Here is a 16,063-nt window from a genome sequence, read left to right as displayed (position 1 = left end):
GATTAAAAAGCGTCCTATGGAGTACTGGTGCACAAGTTTATTCTATGATTATCATTCCAGTTACCATTTTTATATACGGTGCCTTTAGCAAGAGGGGAACGGCGGGTTATGAAAAAAAAATAATCAGTATAAAATTCTTATTGCAGTCATGTTTTTTCCCGTTCTTTGTGGGTGTTGGGATATCAATGACATCGATCAGCGAGCTCTTCCTGTGACCATCGGCATTTCAAAGGAAAATGATGAAGAATATAAATTAGTACTGCAAATTCCCATAACGACAAAAGTCAGCACAAAATCAAGAATTGTAACCGAAGAAGGCGAATCCGTTTCAAGTGCTCTTGGACAAATGCGGACACACACCGAAAAAGCCATTGATTACACACAAATACGATTAATTATTATCCAAAACAATTTAGCAAAAAATGAAGAGCAATTCAGTAACTTATTAAGTCCTTAATGACGTCAAAAGAGATACCGTCAAGAGCGTTTTTAGTTATTACAGATGATAATATCGAGAAATTGTTATCCAACATTAACGAAAAATTGGGTGTGAATGCAACCGCTATTTATGACTTTTTTAATAAAGGGGGTGGCTGGGCACCTGAAGTCTCGAGCACCCGTATATGGGAAGTTTATCGAAGTTTATTTTCATATACAAAAGATATCGCCATACCGGTCGTTAGTTCTGGAAAAGATACAGTATTGCACTATGAAGGTTCTGCTGTATTGAAAAATGGAAAAATAACCGAAAGAATTAGCCCGAATGAAAGTCAATTCGTTAATTTGTTTCAAAACCGGAAAGCAAATGGAAGGGTGGAAAGTCTCGGCTTTGCTAGTATCATGGTAACGAACAGCTCAATCCGAATGAAAACGTCAATGAAAAATAATAAGCCACAAGTGTCAAGTGATTTACACTTAAAAATAGACATCCAAGAAAGAAAAGAGGGCATTACGAATAACCAGATACAAAAAGAACTCGAACAGCGCATCGAAAAGCGGTTTTACCATATTTTTGAGCAAGCCCAAAAAAGCCATACAGATATTTTCGGGTTTGGCCAATATTTTCGTCATCAGATTCCTTATCAAGAACTAAAAGACTGGAGAGAACGATACTATCCTAAGTTAAAAGTCAATTTTCAGGTCCATGCAAGTTTGGATTAGCGCATGCTGCTATTTAATTTTCATTAACTTCAAGGTTTTGCCATTTGAATATTGAAATATATAAATGCCTGTCCATGGCTTTCCGCTTTAGAAATATCAAGACCGATGACTGGAATCATTCGTGTTTATTGCTGCGACAACGCAGTCTATCTCCATGAAAGAACTTATTTTTAATGAGGCTCAAAATCCTGAATGAAGAATTGCATAATATCAATATCCCCATGAAAGATCCTTATTTCCCCATATCGCAGTCACTTTTTTTTGACGAAGCGCGTGCGCCTTGCGAATGGAATGGCCCTGATTTCGGCGGGGGCTGCAAATTATTCCCAGCTAGTTCCGTGCGATGATGCAAACCTCTCGATGGCATCCCGCGTCGGGATCGACTGCTGCGCGCCGGGACGCGTCACGGCCAAAGCGGCGGCAGCCGAGGCGAAGCGCAAGCTTTCCCGCAGCGGCTTGCCTTCGGAGCGGGCGGCGGCGAACGCGCCGATGAACGTGTCCCCGGCGGCAGTCGTGTCGACGGGACGGGCCGGAAACGCCGGCACCAGCATGCTGCCCTCCGGCCCGACATATTGCGCGCCGTGCCGGCCGAGCGTGACGATGACGGAGCGGGCGCCGCGCGCCAGCAGAGCGCCGGCCGCCTCCTCCGCCTGCACGGCGCTGCCGACGGGAATGCCGGTCATCAGCTCGGCTTCGCTCTCGTTTACGATCAGGCACGATACGAGCGGCATCACGTCGTCCGGCAAACGGAACGCAGGCGCCGGATTCATATAAGCCGGTACCCCGTGAACCGCAGCCCGTTCGAGAACGGCGCGGTTCGTCTCCCATGGTATTTCGTTCTGCACCAGTACGGCTGCCGCGTCGTGCCACATATCGTCCGCAAGCTGCAGCGGAGAGACGGCGCCGTTCGCTCCGGCGTTCACAATGATGCTGTTCTCGCCATCGCCGCTGACCGTAATGAAGGCAAGTCCCGACACGCCTTCGATTCTGCGCACGCCTTTGACGTCGACGCCTTTGCTGCGCAATCCGCCAAGCAGCTCGCCGCCGAAAGCGTCGGTGCCGACGGCGCCGACCATCGCGACGCGTCCGGCAGAGCCTGCCGCCTGTGCGGCGGCAACAGCCTGATTCGCCCCTTTGCCGCCCGGATGGTAGGAGGTGCCGATGCTTTGCACCGTTTCTCCTGGCTTCGGATGAGCGTGCACCCGATTGACGATATCCATATTGATGCTGCCGACGACGACAATTCGTTTCATTGCAGTCTCCTTCGGAAACGAGCGGGTGACGCCGGACCGGTCGTTCGGGCTGCGCTCGCCCTGCGCGCGCAGCGGCGCAGCGGAGATTTCCGGCGCTTCGCTCTCGTATGATACAATCAATCATAACATAACGTTACCGGGCTCAGAAGGGAGAGCGCTGTATGGAGGAGCTATGGATCGAATTCGTCAACAGCGAGTGGCATGACTGGAAAGGCTTGGGCGCCTCGGAGGACCGGCTGGACAAGCCGGGGTGGCTCGATGGGCTGCTGATGCGTTACGATTTGCCGGCATACGCGCCGGACGAGGAAGGACGTGCCGCACTGAAGCGGCTGCGCGGCCTGCTGCGCGGTTGTGCGGAGCGGCTGGCGCAAGGCGGCCCGCTGGACGACGACGTCGTAGCCAGCCTTAATGAGCGGCTTGGCCGCGCTCCGGTGACGAAGCGGCTGGAGCGCAGCGCGGACGGGAAGCTGCAGGTGGCGGACACTTGGGACGCTGCGGCGGACGAAGGGGACGTTTTGCAAGGGGCGATTGCGCTTTCGTTTGCTCGAACCGTGGCCGGCGGACGGGCGGACCGCGTCCGCATTTGCGACAACCGGGACTGCTTGTGGGTGTTCGTCGACGAAACGCGCAATCGCTCCAAACGTTATTGCGACGATTCGATGTGCGGCAATTTGATGAAAGTGCGGAGATTCCGGGCGCGGAGAAAAACGGAGCCGTCCGCGAACGGATAGCTCCGACAAAACTGGGAACGGCGTTGACCGATGCACCAGGATATGGTAAATTGTTTGTGTAACCTTTTAAATTTATTTTGGTGGTTACATATCATGAACATGGAAAGGGTGCATACCGGGTGAAAAGTTTGGAACTGCTGCGCCGCAATTTGCAAATTACGTTCGATCAAGAAGATTGGTTCGTGCCGCTTCGCACCGCTGTGGAAGGAGTGACCGCCGAGCAGGCGAATTGGCGTCCGGCGGGGGAGAAGGCGAACACGATCGCCGAAATCGTCGCTCATCTGAATTTTTACAAAAGCCGTCTGCTGCAGCGTTTGCGCGGTGAAGAGCCAAATTACGACGGACTGAGCAACGACGATACGTTTAAACCGGACGAAGCCGGATGGCAGGCGGCCGTTGCCGAAATGAACCGCATTCATGCAGAGCTCGAAGAGACGATCGGCAAGCTGGACGATGAGGCGCTGGACCGCCCGTTGCCGAAGCAAGCGCTCGGTCTGACGCTGAACAGCATCTTGCTGCATGATGCGCACCACGGCGGGCAAATCGTCTATATCCGCAAGCTGCAAGGCTCTTGGCCGGCGGCGCGTTCGTTCGACTAAACTTTCCCGTTGCATGCTGCGTGGAAGGAGATTGCGGCGGGGCCGGGGGATGAATGGTTTCCTACAGGGGGGGGTTGCGAATGAAAGCGATTTCGGTCGGATTGCTGCTCACGGACGGGACGCGGTTTCTCGCCTGCCATTCGACGGGCAACCGGTTTTACGACTTGCCGAAAGGCGCCGCGGAGGCGGGGGAAACGCCGCGCCAGACGTGCGTTCGCGAGACGCGCGAGGAGACGGGCCTGAACATCGGGCCGGAACGGCTGCGCGATCTGGGCATGATTCCGTACAACAAGCAAAAAGATTTGCATCTGTTCGCTTTGACCGTACCGGAGCTGCCGGCTCCCAGTTCGCTATTTTGCACGTCCGTCTTCCTGCATCCGTACCGGAAAGTCGAGCTGCCCGAAGTGGACGGTTACCTTCACATTGCGTTCGAAAAAGCGGCGTCTTACATGACCGCGAACATGGTGGCTGCGGTAGCCGAAGCGCGGCGACGGCTCGAAGCAGCGCAAGGGTAATGCCGGAGCGCGGCTTGCCGCCGGCAGAACGGAACGGCACGGAGGCAAGCTCGCTGACCATCCGATGAACCGGAACAACTTCCGCTTTTTCTTGACCGTCAAGATGTGTTGTAAGCTTTAACGGGAAAACCTCGGGTTGAAGAGAAAGCCTCGTTTTGACAGAAAGAATCGGAACATGGTCTGGTTATCATAGCGGCTGTTGCCCGATTAGCGGAAGTCTGTTCCGTTATCGGCTTATTTCCCGGACATTTCCCAAAAATAACGGAACGAGAGTACGTTATTTCCGCATTTTGGGCGAGAATCGCTTCTACTTCGGCCAGATAACGGAACAACGTTCCGTTAACATTGATCCTATACCCACCTTCCCTGCAATAACGGAAATACGTTCCGTTAAGCAGCCCAAGAATCAAGCTTCTGTTGAAGCTCCCGTTGCGCGAACAAATTGAAAACTTCCGGCTGCCCGAGAAAATGGAGCGGAGGATGGGAATGTGGGGGGAAGCGCAGGGTGCGCCGTTGAACCCGTGTTCCCGCCATCTTTTTAATCCGAGGAAAGACGAGTGTGGACGAAGCCGGACACCCGCAGCCCCAATCCGCAGCGTAACCCTGCATTCTCAGGCAATCTGAAATTTACGGCGAAACCGTACGCCCTTATTTTTGAGCATAGCGGCGATTTCATTTGGAGATTTTCGGACAAAACTCCCCATTTCGTTACATACATTTATCGATACTTTTTCCTGTTGCATAAGCGGCGGTTTGACGAAAGTAGCGCTTCACAACTCGTTCCATTAGGGCAAGTCGACGGTAACCTCGTTCGACGTCTGCAGCGTAAAGCCTTTGGAATCCACGATTTTCACCTGCACCGGCAGCGGCTTGCCGCCGGCGGGCCGAGCGCCGCCGGGAAGCACGGCGCGCAGCGTCGCCCCGTCGATGCGCGCCGTGTCCAGCGCGCGGCCGCCGGCGTACACGGCCGCCGCCGGCGCGAAGCCGCTGCCGCGCACGGTCAGCGTGACGCTGCCCGGCGCGGCGGAGCCGCCCGCCGCCGGCTCGGCGGCGGCGCTGGCGATGCTCGGCACGGTGTCGCCGAGCCGAAACACCGGCGGCACGATGCTGCCGCCGATGCCTTCAGCCGCGTACGCATAGCGCTGCCCGAACAAGGCGTCGTACTCGAGCTGCCGGTAGCCGGTCAGCTGCTCTTCGCGCACGCCCAGGTCGGCGTAATGCTTGCGCGGCGGAATGACCGGGACGCTCTGCGCCAGCGTCCCGACGTAATCCGTGAACGCGGTGCCGGCCAGCCCGGCGCGCCGCAGCGCATACGGCCCGAGGAACGACGGGCTCATGAGCAGCTGTTCCGGCTGCGCCTCTGCATCGTGCGGCAAAAAATTGTCCCAGACGACGAAGGGCGTCCGGTACATTTTCCGCCAGTATTCGGGGTCTTCGTCATCGCCCGCGCCCTTCACCCAGCCGATATTGCGATACACCTTCTCTTCGGAGTCCAGCGCCGGCATATGATCGCCGAAATAGACGATCATCGTCGGCTCCTTCGAGGCGCTGTAATAATCGACGAGCTGCTTGAGCATGGCGTCCGCGGCGTGGATACCTTGCGCGTACGTTTCCAAAATTCCTTTCGTGCCGGCCGGGAACGGACCGTCGACGCGGATCGTGTTTTGCTTGAACTTGCCGGGGAAGAACGGGTAATGGTTCTCCATCGTGTTGGCGAACACCATATCCGGCCCCGGCGTGCGCTCCGTTTCGCGGATGATCGTTTTGGCCACTTCGCTGTCGGCGATAAACATGCCCTCGCGCACAGGCTCCATAAACTCGCTGCTGACGTACCGTCCGAAGCCCATATTGCGGTAAGCTTTGCGCGACACGAAAAACCAGCTGTCCAGCGGATTGATTGCAGTCGCTTCATAGCCTTGCCGGGTCAAAATCGAGGCGAGCGAATCGACCCCGCGGTTGACGTAATTGACGTAAGGCAGCGAATCTTCGCGCAGGAACCGCATCGAAAGGCTCGTCAGCACTTCGAATTCGACGTTGGCGGTGCCGCCGCCGAACTGCGGCGTCTGCAGCCAGCCGCCCGGATACCGCTTCCACAAGCCGTGGAGCGTTGGCAGCGGGTCTTCGCTGAACTTGAGTCCCGGCACGATCGTCGGGTCCCAGAACGCTTCGCTGAGAATGACGATGAGATTCGGCTTTGTGCTGCGGTCATTGACGGCCTGTCCCGGAGCCGCACCGGCTCCGGCAGAGGACTGTTCAGCCGCACTGCCCGCCCGCGGCTTCTCGCCGGCGAGCAGCGAAGTCACCGCCTGTTTGCCGTATCCAGTGGGCTTGTCGACGGCAACGAACGGCGCATTCAGCATCGTGGAAAGAAGGAAGCCGTTATCGTCGTACGAGCCGATCGGGTCCCAAGGCGTCGTCGTGACGCCGGCCGTATGCTGCAGCGGGAACGGGCGGTCGTTGTATACGGAGCCCCAGATCACAATGGCCAGCACCGCCAGCGCAATGCGCTCCATATAACCCAGCTTGCGCCAATACCACGGTACGAGGTGCAACAGGAGGCCGGCAGCCAGCAGGAAGCCCCCGGCGAGGAGCGCCATTTTCCAGGTGAAATGACGAAGCAGCCCGAACCATGTAAATTCGTCCGTTCCAAGCACGACGTCCCACGGAAACAGCGGAAACCCGAGCGCGTTCGTTTTGAGCGCATTGGCCAGGGCTAACGGCACAAGCAGCGCGGCGAACAGCCAGAAGCCGGGCCGCACTCGTCCGGCCAGCGCCGCAATCATAAGGAAGAATGCAAATACAAGCCCCGCATTGAGGGCAAAATGCCAGCCGTGATGAACGGCCCAATCGGCGGCATACGTAAGGCTGTTCCGCGCCAAACCTTCGGTCAGCAGCCAGAAGCCGAGCCCCAAGCCGGCGAGCGACAGCCAGCTCCAACTGTAATCAAGCACGCGCACTATCGTACGCCGCATCGCTGATCCCAACCTTTGCCAAGAAAATATGCCCTTACTATACCATTTCCGGGCAAAAGCCACCAACCCGTCTTGTTCCGAGTCGGCAGCCAGGGTATCGCCGCGTTTCGGCGAGGGGGCTCCAGTTTCGTTGAAGACGCTTTCCGCTATTCGTCAAGGCACAACCCTTTTTCAATTCTCGCGTTCCACTCACCGGCCCCCATGCCATCCTCCGCTTCGCATGCCTACTGGCGCCATCTCCGCACACAGCAACCACAGTCAAATGCCCATCCCACATCGATCAACCGCAGTAAAGCCCGTATCCCGGCGACATGCTACAATGAAGTACAAGGTTCAAATTCCTTCCACAGAAAGGCGGCTAACGATGGACTCGATGCGTATCGGCATTATCGGCCTCGGCAACATGGGGACGGGCCATGCCAAATATTTGGTTCGCGGCGATATAAAAGGCGGCGTCCTGACTGCGGTTTGCGACGAGCGCCAGGAACGCCTCGAATGGGCGCGCCAGGAGCTTGGCGAAAACGTCCGCACGTACGCCGACATCGACGAGTTTTTGCGCTCGGGCGATTTTGACGGCGTATTGATCGCAACGCCTCACTATTCGCACCCCGAGCTGGCGATCAAGGCGTTCGGGCACGGCCTGCACGTGCTGATCGAGAAGCCGGCGGGCGTATACACGAAATCGGTCCGGCTCATGAACGAAGCGGCTGCTGCGTCCGGCAAAGTGTTCGGCATTATGTACAACCAGCGCACGAATCCAATGTACCAGAAGCTGCGCGATTTGATTTCGTCCGGGGAGCTCGGCGAAGTGCGCCGCACGAACTGGATCATTACGAATTGGTACCGCTCCCAAAGCTATTACGATTCCGGCGGCTGGCGGGCGACGTGGGCCGGCGAAGGCGGAGGCGTGCTCATTAACCAGGATCCGCACCAGCTCGACCTGTGGGGCTGGACGACGGGGCTGAAGCCGAAGCGGATGCGGGCGTTTTGCCATTTTGGCAAACACCGCAACATCGAGGTCGAGGACGACGTAACCGCCTATGTCGAGTACGAAAACGGCGCGACCGGCGTGTTCGTAACGACAACCGGCGAAGCGCCGGGGACGAACCGGTTCGAAGTGACGGGCGACAGAGGCAAAATCGTCATCGAGGAGGGCAAAATGACGTTCTGGCGGCTGCGCGTGCCGGAACCGGAGTTCAACGCCACGTACCGCGGCGGCTTCGGCCAGCCGGAATGCTGGAAATGCGACATCCCGGTGCCGTCCGGCGACGGGCATCAGCATACCGGCATCACGCAGGACTGGGTGAACGCCGTGACGAAAGGGACGAAGCTGCTCGCGCCAGGCGAGGAAGGCATCAACGGCTTGATGCTGTCCAACGCTATGCTGCTCTCGACGTGGACGGACGACTGGGTCGATTTCCCGATCGACGAGGAGCTGTTCTACGACAAGCTGCAGGAGCGCATTCGCGAATCGAAAACGACAAAAATTGCCGGCGAATACACAACGCTCGATGTGAAAGGAACGCACTGACGCGGGAGGCGACAAAATGACGCAGAAGCAGGACGGAATGAACTACGCCCCGCAGGGCAAGCCGAAGCCGGTCGTTAGCGGCCGGGACTTCGTTTTCGCCGCTGCGGCGCTTGATCACGGCCACATTTACGGCATGTGCAACGGGCTTACGGAAGCGGGCGGTACGCTCAAATGGGTGTACGACCCCGATCCGGCCAAGGTGGAGGCGTTCGTCAGCCGCTATCCCGGGGTCCAAATCGCAACATCGCTGGACGAGATTTTGCAGGATGCCGAAGTTCGGCTCGTGGCTGCGGCGGCCGTTCCGTCGGAGCGGGGGCCGCTCGGCGTCAAGGTGATGGAGCACGGCAAAGACTACTTCACCGACAAAACGCCGTTCACGCAGCTCGAGCAGCTGGAAGCGGCGAAGCAGGCGGCCCTCCGCACCGGCCGCAAATACGCGGTGTATTACAGCGAGCGGCTTCACGTGGAGAGCGCCGTGTTCGCCGGGCAGCTCGTGCAGGACGGCGCCATCGGCAAAGTGGTGCAGGTGCTCGGACTCGGACCGCACCGGCTGAATGCGCCTTCGCGGCCGGCGTGGTTTTTTGCGAAGGAGAAGTACGGGGGCATCTTGTGCGACATCGGCAGCCATCAGATCGAGCAGTTTTTGTTTTTCTCCGGCGCCAAGGACGCCCAGGTGCTGTCGAGCAAAGTGGGCAACTATAACAATCCGGAGTACCCCGAGCTGGAGGATTTCGGCGATGCGACGCTGCTCGGCGATAACGGCGCGACGAACTACTTCCGTGTCGACTGGCTGACGCCGAGCGGGCTTGGCACATGGGGCGACGGACGGACGGTCATTCTCGGCACGAACGGCTATATCGAGCTGCGCAAATATATCGACGTCGCCCGCGATCCGAAAGGGGACCATCTGTACCTGGTCAACGGAGACGGGGAACGCCATCTGGAGCTGAGCGGCAAAGTCGGCTTCCCGTATTTCGGCGAGCTTATTCTCGATTGCCTGAACCGGACGGAACGGGCGATGACGCAGGAGCATACGTTCAAAGCCGCAGAGCTGTGCCTGAAAGCGCAGCTGCAGGCGCAGCGCGTGAAGTGAAGCGAGAGCGCCGGCACGATGCCGCTGCTCGAGTGAGTGAAGGAGGAAACAGTTAATGAAACTGTCCGTATTTACCGTCTCCACGCCGGATCTGACGCCGGAGCAGCTGGCGCGGGAAGCGAAAGCGGCCGGGCTGGACGGCATCGAATGGCGCTATAAGGAAGTGCCTGAAGAGGCGAAAGGAGAAGCTCCTTCGTTTTGGCGCAACAACTTGTGCTCGATTTCGCCGTATGCGAGCGAAGAGGAGCAGCTGGAATTTAAGGCGGCTGCCGAGCGGAACGGGCTCGTATCGCTCAGCGTGACGCCGTATTTGAACGACCTCGACGTGGCGGCAACGGAGAGGGCGCTGCGCACGGCGAAGCTGATCGGCGCATCGTTCATCCGCGTCGGCGTTGCCGGCTACAACCGCTCCGAGACGTTCGGCGAGCTGTTCAACAAGACGCGCAATTACTTGCGCGAAGCTGCCGCCTTGTGCTCGGAATACGGCGTGAAGGGACTTATCGAGATTCATCACAATACGATTGCTCCGAGCCCCAGCGCCGCTTACCGGCTCGTTGAAGGGCATGATCCGGACACGCTCGGCGTGCTGTACGATCCCGGCAACATGGTGCACGAAGGGATGGAAAACTACCGGATGGGGCTGGAGCTGCTCGGTCCTTACCTCGCCCATGTTCACGTCAAAAACGGCGCCTGGAAGCCGGGCGAACGCCAGGCTGACGGTACGGTCGCCTGGTCGTGCGGCTGGACGCCGATGCGCGAAGGCATCGTCAATTGGAAGCAGGTCGTTGCCGATTTGAAAGCTGTCGGCTACGCAGGCTACCTCGGCATCGAAGATTTCAGCGGTCAATACGATTCGAGGGCGATGCTGCACGAATTTGCCGCGTATATGCGCGAATTGCTCGGGTAAAATACTTCGTTCATACAAACCGGACTCCTTGTGAGGAGTTCGGTTTGTTTTGCTATGGCAGGAGATCGTTGTCCGAGAATAGAATAGTTTTAGTCGTACGAAGTAGCCTGGCAAGGATTGGAGGCTGATTCTCAAAATGAACAAACATTATCTTTTCAAGGAAAATGAAATCGAAAACATATGCAACCATTTTGGTAAACATGTTTACGAAAAAGTGTTGAGGGATATCGAAGCATATGCCGATAAGTGGAATTTAACGTCTTTCCAGTTCATCCCGTCGTATTCCGCGAAGCTCGTTTTCAAATGTTATTCGGAAAAGTTTGGGAGCGCAGTGCTTAAAATAGGCAACCCTTCTGTCAAGGAGATCTTTACTGAAATTCAAACGTTGTCCCAATATAACGGCTATAACGGCAGGCGATTTTGCAAAGTGTTTGACGCGGATATTGAAAACGGTGTCATACTGGAAGAGCGTGTGCAGCCCGGCAATACTTTAAGGGATGAGAGTTCGCTAGATAAAAGACTTTCGGTATTTTGCTCCCTCTATAAAGGCTTGCATATAGCGCCCGCTAACGAACAAATCTTTCCGACATACACTGGGTGGGTCGGCAGGATAACAGAGTACATGAGCGAGCGGCAAGATTGTAAAGAATTATATGGGTACATGAAAAAAGCAAAAGATATATGTTCATCGGTCGCAGCTTTATATTCACAAAAGATGCTGCTTCACGGCGACTTTCATCATGACAATATTTTGCTTGGCAATGATGGAAAGTATGTCATTATTGACCCTAAGGGGGTAGTAGGCGATCCCGTATTTGACGTTCCGCGGTTTATATTAAATGAATTCGGCGATGAAATAACCGCAGAATTAGCCAAGAAAATAAACGAAATCATATGCGTTTTAGAAAAAAGTCTTCATATTCCAAACGACATCATAAAGAAATGCCTTTTTGTGGAAACCGCTATGGGCATTTGCTGGATGGCAGAAGACGGCATAACTCCTGAGGAATACCCGAAACTGCTAAAAACTGTCGCTTTCGCAGAAGCAATAATGAATAATTGATTGCCTAAGTTCAATCATCATGTCAGGACACTAGATTTCGCAAGCGGGTGTAACCTTTCTCCGTTCTCCGTCGTCTCTTTCTGCACTGGGGACGCATACCGATGGCCCATTCGCTTCGCAAGTGGTCATCGTTCGCTGTCCGTGGTATGCTGTGGGTACGATGTTTCTCGCCATAAAGAGGTGCCGTCCCAGTATGAACTTTCCCGACGACTCGCCTTACCGGCTCGACTTCGCCTACCGGTCCGACAGACCAATCGAGCCTGTATTCCATTCTCATAACTTTTATGAAATTTATTATTTTCACGAAGGCGTCTGCAATTATTTGATCGGCGACCGCATTTATACGCTGCAGCCGGGCGATCTTATTCTCATGAACGGGATGACGCTGCACTGCGCCAAAATCGATCCGTCCGTACCGTACGTCCGCTCGCTCCTCCATTTCGACCCCGGGGCGCTGCGCCCATTGCTTGCCTGGAGCCAGGCGGTGAACGTGCTGCAGCCGTTTCAGGAGCTTGGCAATTTGCGGCTTTCGCTGGGCGGAACTGACCGGGAGCTGGTCGAACGTTTGCTGGCGGAGCTGAGCGTCCTGGCCAAGCGGACCGACGCGGTTGGGGAAGGCCGCTTCAGGCTTGCCGTTGCCGATTTGCTGCATGTTGTCTATGAGCTATGGATTAGGCGCAGAGCGGTGCAGGACCGGACGGAGCTGCCGACGGAGAAAGAGCAGACGGTGCAGCGGCTCATTACGTTCCTGGAGTGCCATTACACCGAGGACCTCCATCTGGAGGCGCTGCAGGACCATATGCACGTCAGCAAATTTTATTTGTCGAAGCTGTTCAAGGAAGTAACAGGCGTCACGATATTCGAATATTTATACCGGCGGCGCATCAATCAGGCGAAGATCGAATTTGTGCTGGATCCCGCCAAAACGGTAACCGACGTCTGTTTTCAAGTCGGCTTCAAGCATCTCGCCCATTTCAGCCGGATGTTCAAGCGGCAGCAAGGCGTCACGCCGGAGCAGTTCAAGCGCAGGCTGGCATCGCCCAGCAACTTAACAGCAGGGGATTGAACGTGATGGATGTCAGAAAATTGCGTTTCAACGAAAAAACGGATTTGAAAGCGAGCGAGGAGAGGGCGGACTTCGAGCGCGATTACGCGCGCCTCATTTCATCGCCTTCCCTGCGCCGCCTGCAAGGCAAATCGCAAGTATTCGGGGCCGGTTCCGGCGACTATTACCGGACGCGGCTCACCCACTCGCTCGAAGTGGCGCAAATCGCCCGCGAAGTGGCGGGCCGGCTGCGGCGGACGTACGATTTTGCGTGCGGCACGGAGCATCCGGGACTGTGCCTCGATCCGGCCGTCGTCGAATGCGCGTCGCTCGGCCACGACCTCGGCCACCCGCCGTTCGGCCATAAGGGCGAAGAGGTGCTCGACCGGCTGCTGCGCAGCGAGTACGGAATGAAGTACGAGGCAACGCCCAAAACTTCCGCATCCTGATGTTTCTCGAAAAGCGGGCCGGGAGCGACCACGGGCTCATGCTCACCGCTGCGGTGCTGCTGGCGATTAACAAATATCCGTATTTGCTCGACGAACCGGGACGGGTCAAAGGCGTGTACGGGACGGAATGGTGCGGCGGCATCAGCGAGCTGCGCGAGCTATGGGGCTTGCCGGTCGGTTGTTCGACGCTGGAGGCGCAGCTGATGGATTTATGCGACGACATCGCCTATTCGACCCACGATATCGAAGACGGCATTCGCGCCGGCAAAATCCAGATGAACGCCGGCTTCCTGTCCGACGAACGGCTGCTGCGCAACCTCGTGCACGAAATCGTCAAGGACGAAGCTTTAACCGGACTCGGCTGGGAGACGGTCAACGTGCCGGCAGCGGTGAAGCGCGTGCTGATGCAGTATCTCGAGCAGTGGCAGCAAGTGTTTGCGGAAAGCGGATTGGAAGAATCGCGCACCCGCCGCGAAATGAAGGCGCGCTGGGTCAGCTTGTTCGCGGGCCGCGTCGGCATCGTCGACGATACGGCCAAAAGCTGGAAGAAAGTAACGTTCGTCAAGGATGGGGCGGAAGATCTCGAGCTGAAGCGGACGATGGAAATTTTGAAAAAGCTGGCTTGGGTAACGCTGGTGAAAGATTTCCGCGTGCAGCGGCTGCAAAAACGGTCGGAGATCATTCTGGAGCGGCTGTGGAGCTCGTTCATCGATCCCGAGAAGGGACAGTGGATTTTGCCTCCGGACTGGCTCGACAGCTACGAGCGGCATCGGGACAACTGGCCGTGGCCGCGGTTTATCGCCGACTATTTGTCGGGCATGACCGACCAGTACGCGGAGAAAGTGTACGCCGAGCTGTTCGCGAGCGCGTCCAGCACAAAATGGCTATCGATATACGACCTCGACTGACGATTCGAAGAAACGATTCCTTACGCCTTTGGGCCTTGTCAGCGGCGTATGTACGGTTATGGACTCAAACAAGATACGAAGCGCTTCCTGCTTTTCTCCGTCATCGAGCGTAGGCCAAATATCTCGCATATGCAGAAGTTGCTGTTTTGTTACATCGTTCTGACCCTTGTTCGGGCCGAGAAGAGATAGGGCTTTGTTCAGTTCTTTCTGTTTCTCGGCTTCTTCATTCAGCCGCTCTCGCAAATCGTCGGCGCCTAGTAAATCGTTGACAAACATATATTGCCATTTCTTAATGCGCTCTCTAACCGCTTCCAAATCGCGCTTGATTCGAATAACTTCTTTCTCCTTGTAGTCCGATTTCTTTCTGTTCGCCTTTTGTTCTTCGTCCGTCAATGCGGAATCAAGCACGATGGAGTCGATATGATCAAAAATCAGATGCTCAATGTGTCGTTGACTAAACATGGGCATGTCACAGGAACGGTTGTGATGCTTCCGGTGGCAAAGGTACGTAGGCGTTCCTGCCCCCGGACTATTGCCTTTGTTCATTTTACCAAACATCGCCGCGCCGCAGCGTCCGCATTTGAGTAGACCGGTAAACCAATATGTTTGATTGCGACTCCATCCACCTTCTGACCTGCTACGGAGCAAACGCACATGTTCATCATATTCCTCACGTGTCCATATGGGCGTATGCGTCCCAGCGGATTCTAAACACTCAACAAGCAAATCGCGTTTCCTTGGCAAAGCAAACTTACCGTTAGGGAGCTTGGTGCCATAGCGAATCACACCGGCATAGAAAATGTTTTCAAGTACATCCGCCACACGTCCCGGCGTCCACAGAAATCCGCGTCGCGGCGGAAGCGCTAGAGCTATTTGCCGGAGGCTCATATTCTCTTGCATGTACAAGCGGCGAATGTGCCTAATGACTTCCGCCTCTTCTTCCACAATTTGACCATTCTTGTCATAGCCATATGGATATCGTCCTCCAGGCTTCTTGCCTTCTACAACCATTTGTTCCATCCCTGCCCGTGTCCTCTCGGAAATAAGCTCACGCTCCCATTGGGCAAGTTCGGAGATTAGACGAATAAACAGCCTGCCGGTAGCGGTTCGCGTCTCAAATGACTCGGTGGCGCTTTGGAATACAACTTTATGAGCTTCAAATCGTTTCAGTAGACCGTCGCAATCCGAAGCGGAACGGGTAAGCCTATCCAGTTTGTAGACGAGCACGCAGTCAAATAGGTCTTGCTCCATATCGGTAAGCATTTGCTGTAGCTTCGGACGATTCATGTCTTTGGCGGAAATTCCTTCATCGATATATATGCCGGCAATCGTCCAATCCTGGGACTCGACATAGGCCAGTAGTCGGCGTTTTTGCCCTTCAATGGAGAAACCTTCCTCGGCTTGTTCTGTTGTGGAGACGCGGATGTATATAGCTACGCGCATAATTGGCCTCCTTGATAGAAAAAGCCCCGAAGAGTTTTAAATCTACGTTATCCTTTTACTCTTACTTCATATCTTACTGCATTTGTTGGTTCGATGAAAACAGTAATATCAAATGGGCGCGGCTATTTATTCTTCAACATCTCAATTTCTGTTCTCATCTTGAATTGCTCACGCTGGATAATGTCGATGCTATACTCGTGAGTATTTACTTTCCGTTCCAAACGCTCGGAGAGTGTTGCGATATCATTCTTTAGCTCTTGTTTCATGTTTCTTTGTTCCGATTCTAAGACGTTTAATCTAGCATTCGCATCACCGACCATTTTGATGAGTTGGGAAAGCATATCTTCAATACGGTTTAATTGGTCACTCATTTTAAGATCACCTCACGATGTC

At 55.4% G+C, this 16,063-nt stretch carries 15 protein-coding genes and 1 pseudogene; 12 read left to right on the top strand and 4 right to left on the bottom strand.

The window, feature by feature from the left end:
* From SD70_RS38755 to SD70_RS27840, 3 genes are all read left to right on the top strand, one after another.
* Positions 1 to 215, top strand: a 215-nt coding sequence (locus SD70_RS38755) for a hypothetical protein (protein WP_231571600.1), incomplete at its 5' end; no start/stop codon positions are given.
* Complete coding sequence (locus SD70_RS36510; protein ID WP_156158232.1) at positions 212 to 457, top strand: Ger(x)C family spore germination protein; 246 nt, start codon at positions 212 to 214, stop codon at positions 455 to 457. The genes SD70_RS38755 and SD70_RS36510, both read left to right, overlap by 4 nt.
* The gene (locus tag SD70_RS27840; protein ID WP_041051649.1) at positions 457 to 1,161 is read left to right on the top strand and encodes a Ger(x)C family spore germination C-terminal domain-containing protein; all 705 of its coding nucleotides are present in this window, start codon (positions 457 to 459) and stop codon (positions 1,159 to 1,161) included. The genes SD70_RS36510 and SD70_RS27840 overlap by 1 nt, the downstream gene beginning before the upstream one ends.
* 320 nt (positions 1,162 to 1,481) lie before the next feature.
* On the opposite strand, the gene rbsK is transcribed toward SD70_RS27840, so the two are convergent.
* Complete coding sequence (gene rbsK / locus SD70_RS27835) at positions 1,482 to 2,534, bottom strand: ribokinase (protein WP_331436850.1); 1,053 nt, start codon at positions 2,532 to 2,534, stop codon at positions 1,482 to 1,484.
* A gap of 41 nt (positions 2,535 to 2,575) precedes the next feature.
* On the opposite strand from rbsK, the gene SD70_RS27830 reads away from it, so the two are divergent.
* The 3 genes from SD70_RS27830 (at position 2,576) to SD70_RS27820 (ending at position 4,259) form a co-directional block, all read left to right on the top strand.
* The gene (locus SD70_RS27830) at positions 2,576 to 3,145 is read left to right on the top strand and encodes a CGNR zinc finger domain-containing protein (protein ID WP_041051647.1); all 570 of its coding nucleotides are present in this window, start codon (positions 2,576 to 2,578) and stop codon (positions 3,143 to 3,145) included.
* Positions 3,146 to 3,264: 119 nt separating this feature from the next.
* Entirely contained in the window at positions 3,265 to 3,744 is a 480-nt protein-coding gene (locus tag SD70_RS27825; protein ID WP_052487969.1) for a DinB family protein, read from the top strand.
* 80 nt (positions 3,745 to 3,824) lie between these two features.
* Positions 3,825 to 4,259, top strand: a complete 435-nt coding sequence (locus tag SD70_RS27820) for an NUDIX hydrolase (RefSeq protein ID WP_041051645.1) — start codon at positions 3,825 to 3,827, stop codon at positions 4,257 to 4,259.
* 785 nt (positions 4,260 to 5,044) lie between these two features.
* Here the strand turns inward: SD70_RS27820 and SD70_RS27815 are convergent.
* Positions 5,045 to 7,231: an LTA synthase family protein gene (locus SD70_RS27815; RefSeq protein ID WP_052487968.1), complete on the bottom strand. Its 2,187-nt coding sequence runs from the start codon at positions 7,229 to 7,231 to the stop codon at positions 5,045 to 5,047.
* A 364-nt stretch (positions 7,232 to 7,595) separates the two neighbouring features.
* Here SD70_RS27815 and SD70_RS27810 point away from each other — a divergent pair, with 364 nt between their 5' ends.
* From SD70_RS27810 to SD70_RS27785, 6 genes and pseudogenes are all read left to right on the top strand, one after another.
* On the top strand, positions 7,596 to 8,762 hold the full coding sequence (locus SD70_RS27810; protein ID WP_041051644.1) for a Gfo/Idh/MocA family protein: 1,167 nt from the start codon (positions 7,596 to 7,598) through the stop codon (positions 8,760 to 8,762).
* Between the two features lie 16 nt (positions 8,763 to 8,778).
* Entirely contained in the window at positions 8,779 to 9,855 is a 1,077-nt protein-coding gene (locus SD70_RS27805; RefSeq protein ID WP_041051642.1) for a Gfo/Idh/MocA family protein, read from the top strand.
* A 55-nt stretch (positions 9,856 to 9,910) separates the two neighbouring features.
* Entirely contained in the window at positions 9,911 to 10,762 is an 852-nt protein-coding gene (locus SD70_RS27800; RefSeq protein WP_041051640.1) for a sugar phosphate isomerase/epimerase family protein, read from the top strand.
* A 136-nt stretch (positions 10,763 to 10,898) separates the two neighbouring features.
* Positions 10,899 to 11,825, top strand: a complete 927-nt coding sequence (locus SD70_RS27795; RefSeq protein WP_041051639.1) for an aminoglycoside phosphotransferase family protein — start codon at positions 10,899 to 10,901, stop codon at positions 11,823 to 11,825.
* A 193-nt stretch (positions 11,826 to 12,018) separates the two neighbouring features.
* Positions 12,019 to 12,891 carry a helix-turn-helix transcriptional regulator gene (locus SD70_RS27790; protein ID WP_041051637.1) on the top strand — a complete coding sequence of 291 codons (873 nt, stop codon included), beginning with the start codon at positions 12,019 to 12,021 and terminating at the stop codon, positions 12,889 to 12,891.
* A 5-nt stretch (positions 12,892 to 12,896) separates the two neighbouring features.
* Positions 12,897 to 14,227: pseudogene (locus tag SD70_RS27785) on the top strand (deoxyguanosinetriphosphate triphosphohydrolase family protein).
* Here SD70_RS27785 and SD70_RS34115 read toward each other — a convergent pair.
* Positions 14,204 to 15,670, bottom strand: coding sequence for a recombinase family protein (locus tag SD70_RS34115; protein ID WP_052487967.1), 1,467 nt, complete (start codon positions 15,668 to 15,670; stop codon positions 14,204 to 14,206). The pseudogene SD70_RS27785 and the gene SD70_RS34115 sit on opposite strands and share 24 nt — an antisense overlap.
* A 122-nt stretch (positions 15,671 to 15,792) precedes the next feature.
* A complete protein-coding gene (locus SD70_RS27775; protein WP_041051635.1) occupies positions 15,793 to 16,041 on the bottom strand; it encodes a hypothetical protein in 249 nt (82 codons plus the stop codon).
* Between the last annotated feature and the right edge of the window lie 22 nt (positions 16,042 to 16,063).

Source organism: Gordoniibacillus kamchatkensis (assembly GCF_000829455.1).
Classification (GTDB): Bacteria; Bacillota; Bacilli; order Paenibacillales; family NBRC-103111; genus Gordoniibacillus; species Gordoniibacillus kamchatkensis.
The sequence above is the reverse complement of the archived record's forward strand: the minus strand, read 5'-3'. Positions and strand labels throughout refer to the sequence as shown.